The sequence below is a fragment of the Streptomyces albicerus genome, assembly GCF_008905045.1.
GTDB lineage: Bacteria > Actinomycetota > Actinomycetes > Streptomycetales > Streptomycetaceae > Streptomyces > Streptomyces albicerus.
Window position 1 is genome coordinate 104,683 of the sequence record NZ_VWMY01000027.1, and the last position, 14,163, is coordinate 118,845.

General features: G+C 69.9%; 18 protein-coding genes and 1 pseudogene. 10 read left to right on the top strand and 9 right to left on the bottom strand.

From position 1 onward, the window contains the following. From GAS53_RS25025 to GAS53_RS58405, 7 genes and pseudogenes are all read left to right on the top strand, one after another. Window positions 1-1,416, top strand: a complete 1,416-nt coding sequence (locus tag GAS53_RS25025) for an MFS transporter (RefSeq protein WP_151479950.1) — start codon at window positions 1-3, stop codon at window positions 1,414-1,416. After that, window positions 1,416-1,913, top strand: coding sequence for an NAD(P)H-dependent oxidoreductase (locus GAS53_RS25030; RefSeq protein ID WP_151479951.1), 498 nt, complete (start codon window positions 1,416-1,418; stop codon window positions 1,911-1,913). The genes GAS53_RS25025 and GAS53_RS25030 overlap by 1 nt, the downstream gene beginning before the upstream one ends. Beyond that, entirely contained in the window at window positions 1,910-2,443 is a 534-nt protein-coding gene (locus GAS53_RS25035; protein WP_225859067.1) for a flavin reductase family protein, read from the top strand. The genes GAS53_RS25030 and GAS53_RS25035 overlap by 4 nt, the downstream gene beginning before the upstream one ends. Before the next feature lie 362 nt (window positions 2,444-2,805). Beyond that, window positions 2,806-3,465, top strand: a complete 660-nt coding sequence (locus GAS53_RS25040) for a helix-turn-helix transcriptional regulator (RefSeq protein ID WP_151479992.1) — start codon at window positions 2,806-2,808, stop codon at window positions 3,463-3,465. 20 nt (window positions 3,466-3,485) lie between these two features. Further along, on the top strand, window positions 3,486-4,490 hold the full coding sequence (locus GAS53_RS25045; protein ID WP_151479952.1) for an ornithine cyclodeaminase family protein: 1,005 nt from the start codon (window positions 3,486-3,488) through the stop codon (window positions 4,488-4,490). Beyond that, window positions 4,487-5,665: a DSD1 family PLP-dependent enzyme gene (locus tag GAS53_RS25050; protein ID WP_151479953.1), complete on the top strand. Its 1,179-nt coding sequence runs from the start codon at window positions 4,487-4,489 to the stop codon at window positions 5,663-5,665. The genes GAS53_RS25045 and GAS53_RS25050 overlap by 4 nt, the downstream gene beginning before the upstream one ends. A gap of 105 nt (window positions 5,666-5,770) precedes the next feature. After that, window positions 5,771-5,912 (top strand): annotated as a pseudogene (locus GAS53_RS58405) (IS5/IS1182 family transposase); the annotation flags it as partial. A gap of 33 nt (window positions 5,913-5,945) precedes the next feature. Here the strand turns inward: GAS53_RS58405 and GAS53_RS25055 are convergent. After that, a complete protein-coding gene (locus GAS53_RS25055; protein ID WP_151479954.1) occupies window positions 5,946-6,575 on the bottom strand; it encodes a TetR/AcrR family transcriptional regulator in 630 nt (209 codons plus the stop codon). Between the two features lie 174 nt (window positions 6,576-6,749). On the opposite strand from GAS53_RS25055, the gene GAS53_RS25060 reads away from it, so the two are divergent. After that, on the top strand, window positions 6,750-7,361 hold the full coding sequence (locus tag GAS53_RS25060) for a DUF2867 domain-containing protein (protein ID WP_151479955.1): 612 nt from the start codon (window positions 6,750-6,752) through the stop codon (window positions 7,359-7,361). A 186-nt stretch (window positions 7,362-7,547) separates the two neighbouring features. On the opposite strand, the gene GAS53_RS25065 is transcribed toward GAS53_RS25060, so the two are convergent. From GAS53_RS25065 to lgt, 7 genes are all read right to left on the bottom strand, one after another. Further along, window positions 7,548-7,958: a (4Fe-4S)-binding protein gene (locus GAS53_RS25065; protein ID WP_151479956.1), complete on the bottom strand. Its 411-nt coding sequence runs from the start codon at window positions 7,956-7,958 to the stop codon at window positions 7,548-7,550. Window positions 7,959-7,990: 32 nt separating this feature from the next. Beyond that, window positions 7,991-8,299, bottom strand: coding sequence for a GNAT family N-acetyltransferase (locus GAS53_RS25070; protein WP_151479957.1), 309 nt, complete (start codon window positions 8,297-8,299; stop codon window positions 7,991-7,993). Window positions 8,300-8,741: 442 nt separating this feature from the next. Continuing rightward, on the bottom strand, window positions 8,742-9,296 hold the full coding sequence (locus tag GAS53_RS55300) for a TIGR03086 family metal-binding protein (protein ID WP_192583266.1): 555 nt from the start codon (window positions 9,294-9,296) through the stop codon (window positions 8,742-8,744). Between the two features lie 4 nt (window positions 9,297-9,300). Next, a complete protein-coding gene (locus GAS53_RS55305) occupies window positions 9,301-9,834 on the bottom strand; it encodes an SRPBCC family protein (protein WP_192583267.1) in 534 nt (177 codons plus the stop codon). Next, window positions 9,831-10,193: an ArsR/SmtB family transcription factor gene (locus GAS53_RS25080; protein ID WP_151479958.1), complete on the bottom strand. Its 363-nt coding sequence runs from the start codon at window positions 10,191-10,193 to the stop codon at window positions 9,831-9,833. The genes GAS53_RS55305 and GAS53_RS25080 overlap by 4 nt, the downstream gene beginning before the upstream one ends. 141 nt (window positions 10,194-10,334) lie before the next feature. Next, a complete protein-coding gene (locus tag GAS53_RS25085) occupies window positions 10,335-10,946 on the bottom strand; it encodes a DUF6069 family protein (RefSeq protein ID WP_404829283.1) in 612 nt (203 codons plus the stop codon). Next, window positions 10,840-11,703, bottom strand: a complete 864-nt coding sequence (gene lgt / locus GAS53_RS25090) for a prolipoprotein diacylglyceryl transferase (protein ID WP_192583268.1) — start codon at window positions 11,701-11,703, stop codon at window positions 10,840-10,842. Before lgt ends, GAS53_RS25085 begins: the two co-directional genes overlap by 107 nt. A 218-nt stretch (window positions 11,704-11,921) precedes the next feature. Here lgt and GAS53_RS25095 point away from each other — a divergent pair, with 218 nt between their 5' ends. Both GAS53_RS25095 and GAS53_RS25100 read left to right on the top strand, forming a co-directional pair. Next, entirely contained in the window at window positions 11,922-13,196 is a 1,275-nt protein-coding gene (locus GAS53_RS25095) for a sensor histidine kinase (RefSeq protein WP_151479961.1), read from the top strand. Beyond that, a complete protein-coding gene (locus tag GAS53_RS25100) occupies window positions 13,193-13,834 on the top strand; it encodes a response regulator (protein ID WP_151479962.1) in 642 nt (213 codons plus the stop codon). The genes GAS53_RS25095 and GAS53_RS25100 overlap by 4 nt, the downstream gene beginning before the upstream one ends. On the opposite strand, the gene GAS53_RS25105 is transcribed toward GAS53_RS25100, so the two are convergent. Then, the gene (locus tag GAS53_RS25105) at window positions 13,818-14,018 is read right to left on the bottom strand and encodes a cation:dicarboxylate symporter family transporter (protein ID WP_263974161.1); all 201 of its coding nucleotides are present in this window, start codon (window positions 14,016-14,018) and stop codon (window positions 13,818-13,820) included. The two genes, GAS53_RS25100 and GAS53_RS25105, sit on opposite strands and share 17 nt — an antisense overlap. Window positions 14,019-14,163: the final 145 nt, after the last annotated feature.

Here is a 14,163-nt window from a genome sequence, read left to right on the forward strand (position 1 = left end):
ATGACCACAGGGACCACACCGAGCGAGCGACGCCACTGGCTCGCGCTCGGCAGCCTGTGCGCGGGGTTCTTCATGCTGCTGCTGGACAGCACGATCACATCGGTCGCGCTGCCCGCACTGATCACCGGCCTGCGCACCACCGAGACCCTCGCGATCTGGGTCAACAGCGGCTACCTCATCGCCTACGCGGTGCCACTGATCATCGCGGGACGGCTGGGCGACCGCTACGGCCACCGGCGCGTCCACCTGATCGGCCTCGCGGCCTTCACTCTCGGGTCGCTGCTGTGCGCGCTGGCCCCCACCATCACGGCACTCATCGCTTGGCGAGTGGTCCAGGGCGTCGGCGCCGCGCTGATGACACCGCAATGCCTCACCCTCATCAAGGCGCTCTTCCAGCCACCGCGCCTCGCCGTCGCGCTGGGCACCTGGGGCGCGGTCGGCGGAGCCGCGGTGGCCGCCGGGCCACTGCTCGGCGGCCTGCTCGTCGCCGCCGGCGGCTGGCCCGCGGTGTTCTGGGTCAACGTCCCGGTCGGCGTCGCCGCGATGGTCGCCGTGTCCGCGTTCGTACCGGCCCTCCCCCGCCAGAAGGCGGGCATCCCGGTGTGGGCGATCTGCGCGAACGCGGCCGGCGTCGGCGCACTCGTGCTCGGCATCCAGGGCACGGATGCCGAGAGCGCGGATGTGCTGGGTATACCCCGGTGGCTGCTCTCCGTCGTCGGCGCGCTGGTCGTCGTGGGCGTCGTGTGGCTGCAACGCCGGGACGGACAGCGGGCGTTGGTGCCTATCGCGCTGCTGCACAGCCGCGGGTTCGTCACCGCATCCTGGGCTGCCGCCGCCGCGGCTTTCAGCGCCGGCTCGGCCATGATCCCGCTGATGCTCTACCTCCAGCGGGACCGCGGGCTCGATCCCGGCGAGGCGGCCCTCACCCTCGTACCGATGGGCGTGCTGTGCCTGCTCGGCGCGCCTGTATCGGCCCGGCTCAACAACGGCATCGGGCCCCGTGCGGTTGCCGTCATCGGCTCCCTGGCGCTCGTCCTGTCCATCGGGGCGTCGGGTGCGCTCGTCGCGACGGACGCGCCGATCTCCGCGCTGACCGCCGCCTTCGCGGTGTACGGAGTGGCCAACTCGTTCGTGTGGTCACCCCTGTCGATCGCGGCGGTGACCGCGGTCGCTCCGGACGAGGTCGGGGCGGCGTCCGGAACCTTCAACGCCATGAAGCAGCTCGGCGCGGTGCTGGGCAGCGCGGTCTGTGCCGTTCTGCTGGCCGGTTTCGGCTACGCGGTCACCCTCGGTGGCCTCGCCGCCGTCGGACTGCTCTGTCTCCTCGCGTCCGCAGTCCTCCGGGTCGACCATCCCGGGGCCGGATCCCCCGCGGCCTCCGCCCCTGCGCCCCAACTACCCACAGGAGTTGCCTGATGAAGGCTGTCGCCGTCGTCGGAAACCCCAAGGCCGGCTCGCGCACCCGCGATGCCGCCGAACGCCTCGCGGCAGCCCTCGAACTCGACTGCGAGATCCTCGAAGTCACCGCGCTCGGCGCCGGCCTGCTCGGCTGGGGCGACCCGGACGTCACCGCGGCCGTCGAGCGAGTGCGGTCCGCCGACGTCGTGATCGCAGCATCCCCCACCTACAAGGGCACCTACACCGGCCTGCTCAAGCTCTTTCTCGACCAGTTCCCCACGGAGACCGGCCTCGCGGGCCAGGTGGCACTGTCCCTCATGCTCGGTGCGGGACCCGCGCACACGCTCGCCCCCGAACTCACCCTCAAACCAGTGCTCGTCGAGCTCGGCGCGACCTGTCCCGCGCAAAGTCTCTACCAGCTCGACTCCACCTACACGACCGATGACTCACTCGCCCGCTGGGCCGGGCGGTGGAGTCGGATCGTGCTCGACGCCGCGAAGACGAGGGCCGCATGATGACGACAAGAGAAGGGACGACAAGCGAAGGGACGACATTGGAAGGCTTCACCTCGGATCCCGGCGAGATGAAGAAGGCGTTCTCCGGATTCCCCTCAGGAGTCGCGGCCCTCTCGGCGCGCGTCCACGGAGACCCGACCGTCATGATCGTTTCGTCGTTCGCCGTCGGGGTCTCCTACAACCCGCCCATGGTCTCCTTCGCCGCCCAGCACAGCTCGACGACCTGGCCGGTACTGTCTCGCGCGCAGGCGATAGGGATCTCCGTCCTGGGCGAGGGACACAGCGACAAGGCCCGGCAACTCGCGTCCCGCAGCAAGGCGGGCCGGTTCGCCGATCTCCGCACGGTGGAAGCGGCATCCGGCGCGATGTTTCTCGAAGGCGCGCCGGTCTGGCTGGAGTGCACTGTCGAGCACAACTATCCGGCCGGCGATCACGACATCATCGTGCTGCGCGTGCTCGCCATGATGGCCGACGACGACCGCAATCCGCTCGTCTGGCACCGTCAGACGCTCAAGCTGCTGGGCAGCTGAGGAACTGCCGGCGCCACGACGCCGGCGCAGTCGGCAATCAAACCGACGGGCCCCGCCCCGCACCCCCGCGCATCCTGCGCGCAAGCCCCGTCGGCGCCTCGCCGGCCCCGCCCTGCCGTGATCGACGAACCCCATGATCGGGTGTTGGCCGACGGTCCGCTTCCAGACGGCCGCGGCGTCCTTCTTGTCCTCGCGGGCGACAGCAATATCGCCGCACCCGCGTCCGGGTCACCTCGCCGACCGACTGGCCTGCTGGACAATCACAGGGGAGACTACCTAGACTTATTATCTAGAGACAGAAAATAGATCTAACCCAGTGTTCGAAAAGAGGCCTCGTGGAACGCGTTGTTGATGGGGCGGAGATGGACGAGCACGAGGGCGTCACTGCCGCGGCCTCGGCCGAGGCGGACGAGCACCTCATCCGTGAGGCCGAAAAGATCGCTGTTGCGCTGGGCCGCATGTTCCCGGGCCTGTGCGAGGTGGTCCTGCATGATCTGCGGGATCCACAGCATGCGATCCGGGCGATCGAGAACAACCTCTCCGGCCGCGAGGTCGGGGACTCCGTCACGGAGCTGGGCCTGGCCCGCATCGAGGACCCCGGCTACCCCAGCGTCATCCAGAACTACCCCAACCAGTTCCCCGACGGCCGCCCGGCCAAGAGCACGTCCATCGGCATCAAGAACGCCGCCGGCGAGTACATCGCGGCCCTCTGCCTGAACCTCGACGTGTCGGTGCTGTCACCGGTGACCCTCGCGTTGTCGAACCTCGTGGCCACGGACACCGAGCACCGCGAGCAGGCCCTGGAAACCCTGCGGGACCGCAACGCGCGCGAGCTGCGCCGGGCAGTGGAGGAACTGGCCGCGGAGCGCGCCGCCACCCCCCGGTCGCTGAGCAGGGAGGACAAGAAGGCACTCGTACGGCAGCTGCACCAGGACGGCTACTTCGACTCGCGCGATGCCGCGCAGACCATCGCGGACCTGCTCGGTGTATCCCGGGCGACCGTCTACAACTACACCAAGTGACACCCAGTGAAGGGCCCCTCATGACCGCCGCCGGACCGACCACCGGCCCCGTGCCCGCTCCCCCGTCCGGCTCCGGCCGGCCACCGGCAGCGCACCGCCTGCTGCACATCACCGAGGAGCAGACCGCCGCGCTCGTGGACGCGGACCTGGCCCTTGAAGCGGCCCGCGCCGCCTTCGCCGCGACGGTGGACGGCACGGTCTTCGCCAGTATCGCCGTGCACGGGTCCGACCCGCGCAACCGGTTCACCCTCAAGCCGTCGGCGTCCGCGACGCACGCCGGGGTGAAGATCGGTACCTATTGGCCGGGCAACGCGGAGCACGGGCTGCCGCGCCACCACTCCACCCTGCTGCTCTTCGACCAGACGATCGGCAGGATCGCGGCCGTCCTGGAGGTCGGTACCGCGAACGCCTACCGGACCGCGGCGGCCGACGCCCTCGCCGTCGACCTGCTGGCCCGCGCCGACTCCACCACCCTGGCGGTCTTCGGCACCGGACACCAGGCGGCCTACGAGGTGCGGGCCGTCAGCCGCGTACGGCCCATCGCCGAGGTCCTGGTGGTGGGACGCACCGCCGAGGGTGCCGAGCGGATGACCGCGGCAATGGCTTCAGAAGGACAGGAAGCCCGTAGCGTCGACGCCGAAGAAGCGTGCGCCCGGGCCGATGTGATCGTCACCGCCACCACCGCCACGACCGACACCAGGCCGCTGTTCGAGGCCGCGTGGGTCCGCCCCGGTACGCACATCTCCTGTATGGGCGCCGACGCCCCCGGCAAGCGGGAACTACCGCCCGAACTGTTCAGCCGCGCCCGCGTCTTCTGCGACCTGCCCGAGCAGGCCCGCCGCATGGGCGAAAGCCAGCACGCCCCTGCGGAGACGGTCCTCACCTCGCTCGGCGAGGTCCTCACCCACCGCGCCACGGGACGCACCGACGACAGCGACATCACGGTCTTCGACAGCTCCGGAATCGGGGTGCAAGACCTTTATCTGGGCCTGGCCCTTCTGAAGAGAATGGACATCTCGCTGTGAACATCCCCGCAGGCGCCACCAGCCCCGACACTGCCCGGACTCTGGCCGACCCCGACACCCCGTTCGCCGTCGTCGACGTCCGCAAGACCCGGCGCAACATCGAACGACTGGCAGCCAGGGCCGGCCGGCTCGGGGTCGCCCTGCGACCTCACGTGAAGACGGCCAAGAGCCTCGACGTCGCCGGCCTCCTGCACGACGACACACCCTGCCCGGTCACCGTCTCCACCCTGGCCGAGGCCGAGGCGTTCGCCGACGGCGGCTACACCGACATCACTTACGCCGTCGGTATCGACCCCCACAAACTCCCGCGCGTCCTCGCACTGCTGCGCCGCGGCGTCACCCTGCGCATCCTGCTGGACAGCACCGAGCAGGCGGCGTTCGTCGCCGAAGCCTCCCGCCAGGCCGGCCTTCCCCTCCCCACCCAGATCGAGATCGACTGCGACGGCCACCGCGGCGGCGTCAAGCCCGACGCCACCGCGCTCCCCGAGATCGGCCGCATCCTGCACGACGCGGGCTGTCTGGACGGCGTGCTGACCCACGCGGGCGAGTCCTACTTCGCCCACACCGCCGAGGAACAGCGCCTGGCGGCGAAGAACGAACGCGACACCGCCGTCGCCGCGGCCGAGCGGCTGCGCGCGGCCGGCCTGCCCGTGGCCACCGTCAGCGTCGGCTCGACCCCCACCGCCCACGCAGCCGATGACCTCACCGGAGTCACCGAACTGCGCGCGGGAAACTACGTCTTCTTCGATCTGGTGATGGCGGGTCTCGGCGTCTGCCACATCGAGGACCTCGCCCTGTCGGTCGTCGTCACCGTCGTCGGCCACCGCCCCGAGCGCGGGTGGATCATCACCGACGGCGGCTGGATGGCCATGTCCCGCGACCGCGGCACCGCAGTCCAGGCGCAGGACCAGGGTTACGGCCTGGTCACCGACCTGGACGGCAACCTCGTCCCGGGTCTGGTCATGACGGCCGCGAGCCAGGAACACGGCACCCTCACCGCCCGCGACGGCGCCCACCTGCCCGACCTGCCCGTCGGTACTCGCCTGCGTATCCTGCCCAACCACGCCTGCGCCACCGCCGCCCAGCACCACGGCTACCACGTCATCGACAGCACCCGGACCGCCAGCACCGCACCGGCGATTCAGACCTTCTGGGAACGCGTCACCGGCTGGTGACAACCGGGGCAACGAAGGGACGAGGCGCCCGGTCAGCGATTGCGGGGCAGGGTGTCCGCGTGCGCCGCTTGCACGCACTTGACGGGACACGCAGAGTGTGTGCATGCGGTCGCCCGGGTTCCCGCGGCCACGACCGGGCGGGACGCCGCGAAGAAGGCCCCCGGGCCGCAAGCGCGGCCTTGCGGTGGATGTGCCGGGGCTGGTCATCGTGGTGATCGCGCTCGCGGCAAACTCGTACGAGAACGCTCCCGCGCCCCTTCCGAATGCGAAGGTCAGCGCATTACGTCACCAACTCACTGCCGGAATCGTCTGGGGTGGTTGAAGGCCCGGGGCTGATGAGGGCGAGCGTCGCGTCGAGAAGTGCGGGGAGCTGGTCGGGGGATTCGGACAGCAGGAACAGCCAGGCGAAGACGGGGCCGACCAGCAGGGCGTTGAGGACGGCCGGGTCGGGGCGGGTGGTGAGCTCGCCGCGTGCGACCGCGCGGTCCAGGATCTCGGTGAGGGTCCGGCGCTGGGCGCCGAGGTACTTCGCGTCGAACCGGTCGAACAGTGCCGGGTCGGCGTGGATATCGGCCAGCAGGCCGGGAATCGTCCCCGGCGGTGGTGAGGCCATGCTGTCCGCGATCTCGGCGAGCACCGCGGCCAGGTCGGCGCGGAGCGATCCATGGTCGGGCGCCACGGCCAGGAACTGGCCCTGCACAAGGACCTCAAAGATCATTTCTTGCTTGGTGGCGTGGCGCCGGTAGATCGCCGCCTTGCCGACGCCGGCACGCGCGGCCACCTCGCCCATCGTCAGCCGCGCGTACCCCACCTCAGCCAGCAGCTCCAGCACGGCGGAGGCGATGGCGTCATCGACGCGACTGTCCCGGGGACGGCCACCCTGGTTCCGGGCTTGCTTTCGAGCAGACATACGAGCATCATACGGAACCATGAGTATCGAAACCAATGGTTCCGAAACTGGTGGTTTCGCAGTACTTGCCTCGGTCGCCGGCCTGGCCAACCCCATCCGGCGCACAGTCCTCACGAGCGGCCCACCCGACCCGTCCCGAGTCGGCGGCGCGTACCCGGTCGGAAGGAATGACAGATGCGAATCCCGAAAGCCGCCCACACCGCACAGCCGTGGCGGATCCACGAGTTCACCCGCGACTTCCGGATCGAGGACGTGTGGTCCTTCCGCGCCCCAGGCGCCGGGCCCGACGACTTCCCCGTGATGCTCGACGCACTGAAGGCGGCCTACGACACCCGCGAGGAGCCCGCCGCGGTCCGGTTCCTGTTCGCGGTGCGCTGGAAGCTCGGCGCCCTTCTCGGCTGGGACATTCCCCAGGCGGGTCTGAGCGGGCGGGTGACCTCGCTGTGCGACCGCCTCCCACATGACCTCGCCCAGACCGCGAACGACGCCACCCCCTGCACCGACCCGTTCACCGAGGTGTACCTGCTCGACAACGAGGCCGCCCGCGAACTGGCCAACAAGACCGTCCACGACATCATGCACCTGGGCTGGGTACCGACCAACGACGGCGGATACGAACTGCGCATGGCTGCCCTGGTCAAACCCAACGGACTGTTCGGACGGCTCTACATGACCTTCATCGCACCGTTCCGCTACCTGATCGTCTACCCGGCGCTGACCCGCCAATGGGAACACGCCTGGCAAGACCGCACCCGCCTGCTCGCCAAGACGGACCCCACCGACTGACACTCCTGAACCACCAAGGACCAGCACCTCGACACTCAAGAGTTGAGTACGAGCGGTCCGGACGGCGGAACAGCCATGACACGCAGCACGTCGTGGTGCCGTACCCGGAGAAGTGCCCTGCAAGGGACACCTGTTCGACCCCCAGCTCCTGCGGGCGGCTACTTGTGCAGGTCGGGCCTCTCGGCCTCACTGACCGCAGGGCCCCGCGTGATCGCAGTACGGCTGAAGGCGGCTCTGCCCGCAGCCACAGAGCATGACCCTGGTCTCGGCGCGCGGGCCTTCCGGGGTGTCCACGCGGAGCTCGCCGCGCACGGTCAGCTGCCCTGCGGAGCTGCGCGCGATCTGCGTGGGACGCTCCGGTATCTCCCTCCCGCCGTCCGCGAGTTCGTACCGCAGCGCACCCGAAGGGCAGCGCCGCACCACTTCGGCCAGGCGATCAGCCGTGGCACCGTCGGGCCGGATCCACGGCCGCGCGGCCGTGTCGAAGACCTCCGGCAGACCACGGACACACTCAGTGGCGTGCAGGCAGCGCCTGGCTTCGAACGTCACGGTGATCGACTCGCCCTTGTACGCCTTCTTCGCGGGCCTGTCGCTCATGGCGGCCTCCATCACTGCCGTGCGCGGCCGCGCTAGTCGCTGACCTTGCTGCGGGACTGGTACAGCAGGTCCTGGTACTCGGGATGACGAGAGATCCAGCCCGCAAAGAAGGGGCAGGTGGCCAACACCCGCAGTCCCGAAGCGCGCGCTTCGTCAAGAGCGGTGCGGACCAGCGCGGACCCGACTCCCCTGCCCTCGTATTCCGCTGCGACCTCGGTGTGTACGAACGCGACGAGTTCCGTCGTACGGATGTACTCCGCGACGCCCGCGACCTTGAGCTCTCCGTCAACCCGGGCCTCGTACCGCTTCGCGTCGGGCAGGTCACTCACTTCGACAGCCATACGTCCTCCTCCTGGAACCTGCCCCCGCTCCACTCGACGGGAGACTCGGTCGGCCAGGCCACACTAACCCCATCCGGTTGACGCATCAACTTAATCACCCCGCAAACGCTCTCACGTGGCCACCACGACGTCCGCACCTCGCCCTTCACGGATGGACCGCCCGTCCCTGACGGCGGCTTTGCGCGAGGGGGCCGACTCACTGGAAAGCCGGTAGGGCCTCCTTGATGAGCAGCTCCAACGACTTGCGCTTTCCCTCGTGCGACAGGCTGGTGTTGACCTGACGGGCCGACATGCCGGACGGACATCCCGTGCCGCGTATCGCCCATGCGGCGCCTCTGGTTTGGGCCGGCCTTGTTGGCACCCTCGATGCGCTCTCGTCACCCTCGGAACGCCAAACCCCGGACACCCCGCCGACCGAAAGCGCGAGGCCAGAGGCGGAGCCTCAGGGCTTGCGGCCGATGAAGGCGAGCAAGCGCGTCTGCACGTCGGCGCTGTCGGGCACCTCCACCCGTGGGCCGTACTGCCCGCTCTTGCGGAGCAGGTCGTCGATCGGCAGCATCCCGTCGAGCAACTGGGTGCACTTGTCGGGATCGAGGCGCTCGTCCTGGCCGGTGGCCCGGGCCAGGTCCCAGGTGTGCATGAAGACGTCGGCGGTATAGAACCGGTCGACCGCCTGGTCCAGTGGGACCTCTCCGATGTGCTGGTTCCTCAGCACCTTCTTCGCTGTGGCCGGATCCTCGAGGAGGGCCTGCACCCCGTCGCTGTGCACCGTCCAGGCCGCCACCGGGTCGTCGTCCACCGACGGCCCCTTCGGCAGTTCGACTCCGGCGCCGGCCTTCAGGAAGTCCGGGAACCACTCGACGAGGTGACGCACCACATCTCGGGCGACCCAGCCCTCGCACGGCGCCGGGTTGTCCCATGCTTCTGGAGGCACACCGCGTACGCGGTCGGTGAATCCACGTGCGACGGTACGGTGCTCGTCGGCTGCGCTCGTCATGACCTCAAGCCCCTGTCTCGGTATGTCGGTCGGTCTTTCCGCTCTCGCTGCCGCGGAGCAGCTCGTCGAGCCGTTCGTGGCCTTCCCGGACGCCGCCTCCCATGCCGCTCGCGATCATCGCGTCGCGGGCCTCGATGGAGTCCATGAGCGACTTGGTGGTGACCCGGGTGCGGCCGCCGAGGTCCTCGAAAACGGCCGTTTCCAGGCTGACGCCGTCCGGGAAGCCCTCGAAGGTGAAGGTCTGCACGATGCGTTCGTCGGGGCGCACCTCGTGGAACACGCCGTGGAAGCCGTACTCGGTCCCGTCGTCCGCGCGATGCACATAGCGGTACGACCCACCGCTCCGCGCGTCGTACCGGTCGATCCACATGGTGAGTCGACGCGGGCCGAGCCACTGGACGACCAGGTCGGGATCGGTGTACGCCCGGAACACGCGCTCTGGTGGAGCGTCGAACTCCCGGGTGATCAAGATGGTGGGCAGAGCCGGGTCGGCCACGATCTGCGTACCGTCGCGGTGGCCTGTGTTCGTCGTGCTCATGATGCCGCTCCCTTCGCCGGTCCGCCCGTCATCGGCTGCTCGTCCATCTGCTCGAGGACGGCATCGAGACGGCGGAAACGGTCCTCCGCCTCGCGCCGGTAACGCTCGATCCACTTCGTCATCAGGTCGAAGACCTCCGCCTCAAGGTGGCAAGGCCGCCGTTGGGCGTCCCTGCTGCGACTGACCAGACCGGCGTCTTCCAGCACCCTGATGTGCTTGGACACGGCCTGCACCGTGACGTCGTACGGCTCGGCCAGTTCGTTGACCGTGGCATCTCCTGCGGCGAGCCGGGCCACGATGTCGCGCCGGGTCGGGTCGGCCAGCGCGGAGAACACCTGGGACAGTCGGTCGTCGGTCACCTCACACCTCACGTCTTCAACCAATTGGTTAAATACAAACCTACGACCGGTCGCGGAGCATTGTCAACCGACTGGTTGAATAGCGGAGCGGCTGGGGCTTGGCGGTCAGGCCCCCAGCCCGGTGGTAAGCGAGCGCTGCGGTCAGCGCGCCGAGTTCAGCGGCAGGACCTTGCGGTACGTCATCACCGCGATCAGCCCGACCACGGCGTGCATCACGAGCAGCGCCACCACGCCAGTCACCTCGCCTTCGTCGACCAGGAAGAAGTCAGGGACGGAGGAGACTACGACGACGGCCGGGGCGAGCCACCGGACCAACCCCTCGGGATTCCGGGAGACCTTGCCGACGATGCCCCACCCGAGGGCACCCAGCACCACCCCGAGCGCGGTCAGGAAGGTGTACGACGACGGCTTCAACGGCTCAAAGTCCTCAGGCGCGCCCATCTCGTGTGCCAGGACGGCGATGACCGCGTTCACCAGTGAGGACAGCACGATGGCGACGAGTACACCTCCGGCCACGACGCCCGGACGACGGCGGACGGGGAGCGACCCGGGACAACGGACATGGCAACTCCAGCTTGAGTAGGGGTGGTTCTTGTCGGAGCGCAGGGGGATGCCCGCCCCGGCGCCACGGACAGGGCCGTCCGGTTCAGCTGCTGGTTCCGCCGGTGTCGGCGCCTTCTCGCTGAAGGGGACTGACGTCCTCGGGGTAACGGCCTCCGGTGCGGCGAGACTTGGCCACGAGGTAAGCGGCAGCGGCGGCGAAGACCAGCAAGGCCGTCCAGTCGTTCAGGCGCAGGCCGAGGACGTGGTGGGCCTCGTCCACCCTCAGGTACTCGATCCAGAAGCGGCCGGCGGTGTACGCGGCGGCGTACAGCGCGAACGTCCGGCCCCGGTCGAGGTGGAAGCGGCGGTCGGCCCAGACGACCAGGGCCACCACGCCGAGGCACCACAGCGACTCGTACAGGAACGCGGGGTGGTAGGTGGCCAGGTCGGAGGTGGCCTCGGGCCGGTACGCGGGGTCGATCTCCAGAGCCCAGGGAAGGGTGGTGGCTCGCCCATAGAGCTCCTGGTTGAACCAGTTGCCCCAGCGGCCGATGGCCTGACCCAGCGCGATCCCGGGCGCGACGGCGTCGGCGAACGCGGACAAGGGGATCCCGTGGCGGCGGCAGCCGATCCAGGCGCCCACGGCCCCACCGGCGATGGCACCCCAGATCCCGATGCCCCCGTCCCAGACGTACAGGGCCTTGACCGGGTCGCCGCCGTCACCGAAGTACGGCGCGCTGGAAGTGACCACGTGGTAGAGGCGGGCACCGACCAGACCGAACGGGACCGCCCACAGGGCGATGTCCGCCACGGCGGCCCTCTCGCCGCCGCGTGCGGCCCAGCGGCGGCCGCCCAGCCATATCGCGGCGGCGATGCCGAGGATCACCATGAGCGAGTAGCCGCGCAGCGGCATCGGCCCCAGGTGGATCTCGCCGACTGAAGGGCTGGGAATGTAGGCCAGATTCACCGGAGTTTCCTCACAGGTCGCGCAGGTCGTTTGGGGCGCGCGGGGCACGCGCGAGGCGGTGGTGCGGACGGGCGGTTCTCGATCACCGGCCGATCCTCGCCCCGCGCACCGTTCGCGCACATCGACCACTTGGTACATTCCGCGCCCACCATCCGGTGGATCCCGACCGCACCGGTCGGTTGATTCGCCCGAGCGGGGCTGCGCCTACGCTGGTGGCCATGGCGAAGCAGCGGGAGTGGGAACGGTGGAAGGCCGTCGGGCAGCACACGTTCTTTCTCACCGTGCTCGCCCTGTTCGTCGTGGGTGCGCTGGTCGGAGCGAGCGTGACGATGGGCGGGGCGTTGCTGCGGGTCGGCCTGGCGGTGGGGCTCGCGGCCTGGTACGGGTACTGGGTGGTGCTGCGCGGCCGCGCCGATCGCCCGCCGCTGCCCTACATCGTCGGGGCCGCGGTGGCGTGGGCGGTGATGGCCGCGGTGGATCCGGCACTGTTGCCGACGGGCCTGGCCGTGCTGATCCCGTACTGGCTGCGGCGGGCCTGGTGGTCGGCCGCCGGGGTGCTGGTGCTGGGCGCGGCCTGGATGTGGCAGCGCTTCACCACAGACGGGTCCGTGGATGTGCGGGAGTTCCTGAGCTGCACGCTCGGCATGGCGGCGGCGGTCACCGTCGTCGGCTACATCGCCACCCTCGACCACGAGAGCCACAAGCGCCAGCGGCTGCTGGACGAGCTCACCGCCACCCAGGCCGAACGGGCGGCCGCTGAACGCCAGGCGGGCACCCTGGCCGAACGCCAGCGCCTGGCCCGCGAGGTCCACGACACCCTGACTCAGGGCTTCGCCTCCATCGCCATGCTGCTGGACGCCGCACGCGACGACCTCCCGCCCGGCACTCCCGTGGCCCGCCGGGTCGAGCAGGCCATGCGCACCGCCCGGGACAACCTCGCCGAAAGCCGCCGCCTCGTGCATGCCCTGCGCCCCGCACCACTGGACGGCACACACCTGAGGGACGCGGTCCGCGAACTGACCGCCCGGCTGGCCGAAGAGACCGGCATCGAGGCATATACGACGGTGACCGGGCGCCCGGCCGCCCTGTCTCCCGGTGTGGAGGGCGAGTTGCTGCGCGTGGTGCAGGAGGCGCTGACCAACGCCCGCCGTCACGCGCACGCGGCCAGCGTGTCCGTCACCCTCTCCTACCTGGACGACGTGCTGGCCATCGACATCCAGGACGACGGCACCGGCTTCGCGCCCGCCGCCCGCCACGCCGGAGTCGGACTGGCCGCCATGCGGGAGCGCGTCGCCGTCCTGGGCGGCACGTTCGCGGTGGAGAGCGTGTCCGGCGAGGGCACCACCATCGCCGTCACGGTGCCTGTTCCGGTACCCGAGCCGACCGTCGCGCCTTCGCCCGGCACCCCTGCCTCCGGCGACGTCGTCGGCACTGACACCGACACCGACACCGGCGCCGGCTCAGACACCGACCGGATGGTCCCGGCGCGGTGACCCCCACTCCTGCGATCCGGGTCCTGCTCGTCGACGACCACCCTGTGGTGCGCGACGGGCTCGCCGCCCTGCTCGGCACCCAGCCTGATCTCACGGTGGTCGGCGAGGCCGCCACCGGCCCCGAGGCGCTGCGTCGGACCGCCGAACTGGCCCCGGACGTCGTCCTGATGGACCTGCAGCTGCCCGGCATGGACGGCGCGGCCGCGACCGCCGCCATCCGCACCGCCCACCCGGACGTACGGGTGCTGGTGTTGACCACGTACGACACGGACGCCGACATCACCGCCGCCATCGACGCCGGCGCGGTCGGCTATCTGCTCAAGGACACCGGACGGGAAGAACTGTGTGCGGCCGTCCGCACAGCGGCCCGGGGCGGCGCGGCACTGTCCCCCACGGTGGCCGCCAAGGTGCTCGCTCATATGCGCGGCGAGAGGGGCGCGGGCCTGTCCGGCCGGGAACTGGAGGTCCTGTCCGCCGTGGCTCGCGGGCAGAGCAACAAGCAGATCGCCCGCGCCCTGCGCCTGTCCGAGGCCACGGTCAAGACCCACCTGCTGCACATCTACGCCAAACTCGACGTCGCCGACCGCACCGCCGCCGTCACCGCGGCCCTGGGCCGGGGAATCATCCGTATCGACTGAGCCGGCTCGTTGCCTGCCGGAAGACGTTGATCGCGACGAGCCCGGTGAGCATGGCGACGATGGTGCCGATCTGAAAGTAGGTCAGCGCCTTGATGCCGGTGAGCCCGACCTTCTTCAGGTCCGCGACCCCTGCGATGCCGCCGATGATCGTCAGGAACACGATCGGCCCGATCAGCATCTTCATCGCGGTGATGAACGTCGTACCGATCGGCTCGCTCGTTGCCCGGGGTATGCGTCATTGCAGCCTCCCTGATCGCGCGACACCGAGCCCGATCGGCACGCGCTAGCTTGAGCGACAGTGAACCGGGCCCTCGATCAGGGGTCCACGA

Coding starts and splice junctions, on each gene's coding strand:
- GAS53_RS25025 (WP_151479950.1), top strand. CDS start 1: ATGACCACAGGGACCACACCGAGCGAGCGACGCCACTGGCTCGCGCTC.
- GAS53_RS25030 (WP_151479951.1), top strand. CDS start 1,416: ATGAAGGCTGTCGCCGTCGTCGGAAACCCCAAGGCCGGCTCGCGCACC.
- GAS53_RS25035 (WP_225859067.1), top strand. CDS start 1,910: ATGATGACGACAAGAGAAGGGACGACAAGCGAAGGGACGACATTGGAA.
- GAS53_RS25040 (WP_151479992.1), top strand. CDS start 2,806: ATGGACGAGCACGAGGGCGTCACTGCCGCGGCCTCGGCCGAGGCGGAC.
- GAS53_RS25045 (WP_151479952.1), top strand. CDS start 3,486: ATGACCGCCGCCGGACCGACCACCGGCCCCGTGCCCGCTCCCCCGTCC.
- GAS53_RS25055 (WP_151479954.1), bottom strand. CDS start 6,575: ATGTCTGCTCGAAAGCAAGCCCGGAACCAGGGTGGCCGTCCCCGGGAC.
- GAS53_RS25060 (WP_151479955.1), top strand. CDS start 6,750: ATGCGAATCCCGAAAGCCGCCCACACCGCACAGCCGTGGCGGATCCAC.
- GAS53_RS25065 (WP_151479956.1), bottom strand. CDS start 7,958: ATGAGCGACAGGCCCGCGAAGAAGGCGTACAAGGGCGAGTCGATCACC.
- GAS53_RS25070 (WP_151479957.1), bottom strand. CDS start 8,299: ATGGCTGTCGAAGTGAGTGACCTGCCCGACGCGAAGCGGTACGAGGCC.
- GAS53_RS55300 (WP_192583266.1), bottom strand. CDS start 9,296: ATGACGAGCGCAGCCGACGAGCACCGTACCGTCGCACGTGGATTCACC.
- GAS53_RS55305 (WP_192583267.1), bottom strand. CDS start 9,834: ATGAGCACGACGAACACAGGCCACCGCGACGGTACGCAGATCGTGGCC.
- GAS53_RS25095 (WP_151479961.1), top strand. CDS start 11,922: ATGGCGAAGCAGCGGGAGTGGGAACGGTGGAAGGCCGTCGGGCAGCAC.
- GAS53_RS25105 (WP_263974161.1), bottom strand. CDS start 14,018: ATGAAGATGCTGATCGGGCCGATCGTGTTCCTGACGATCATCGGCGGC.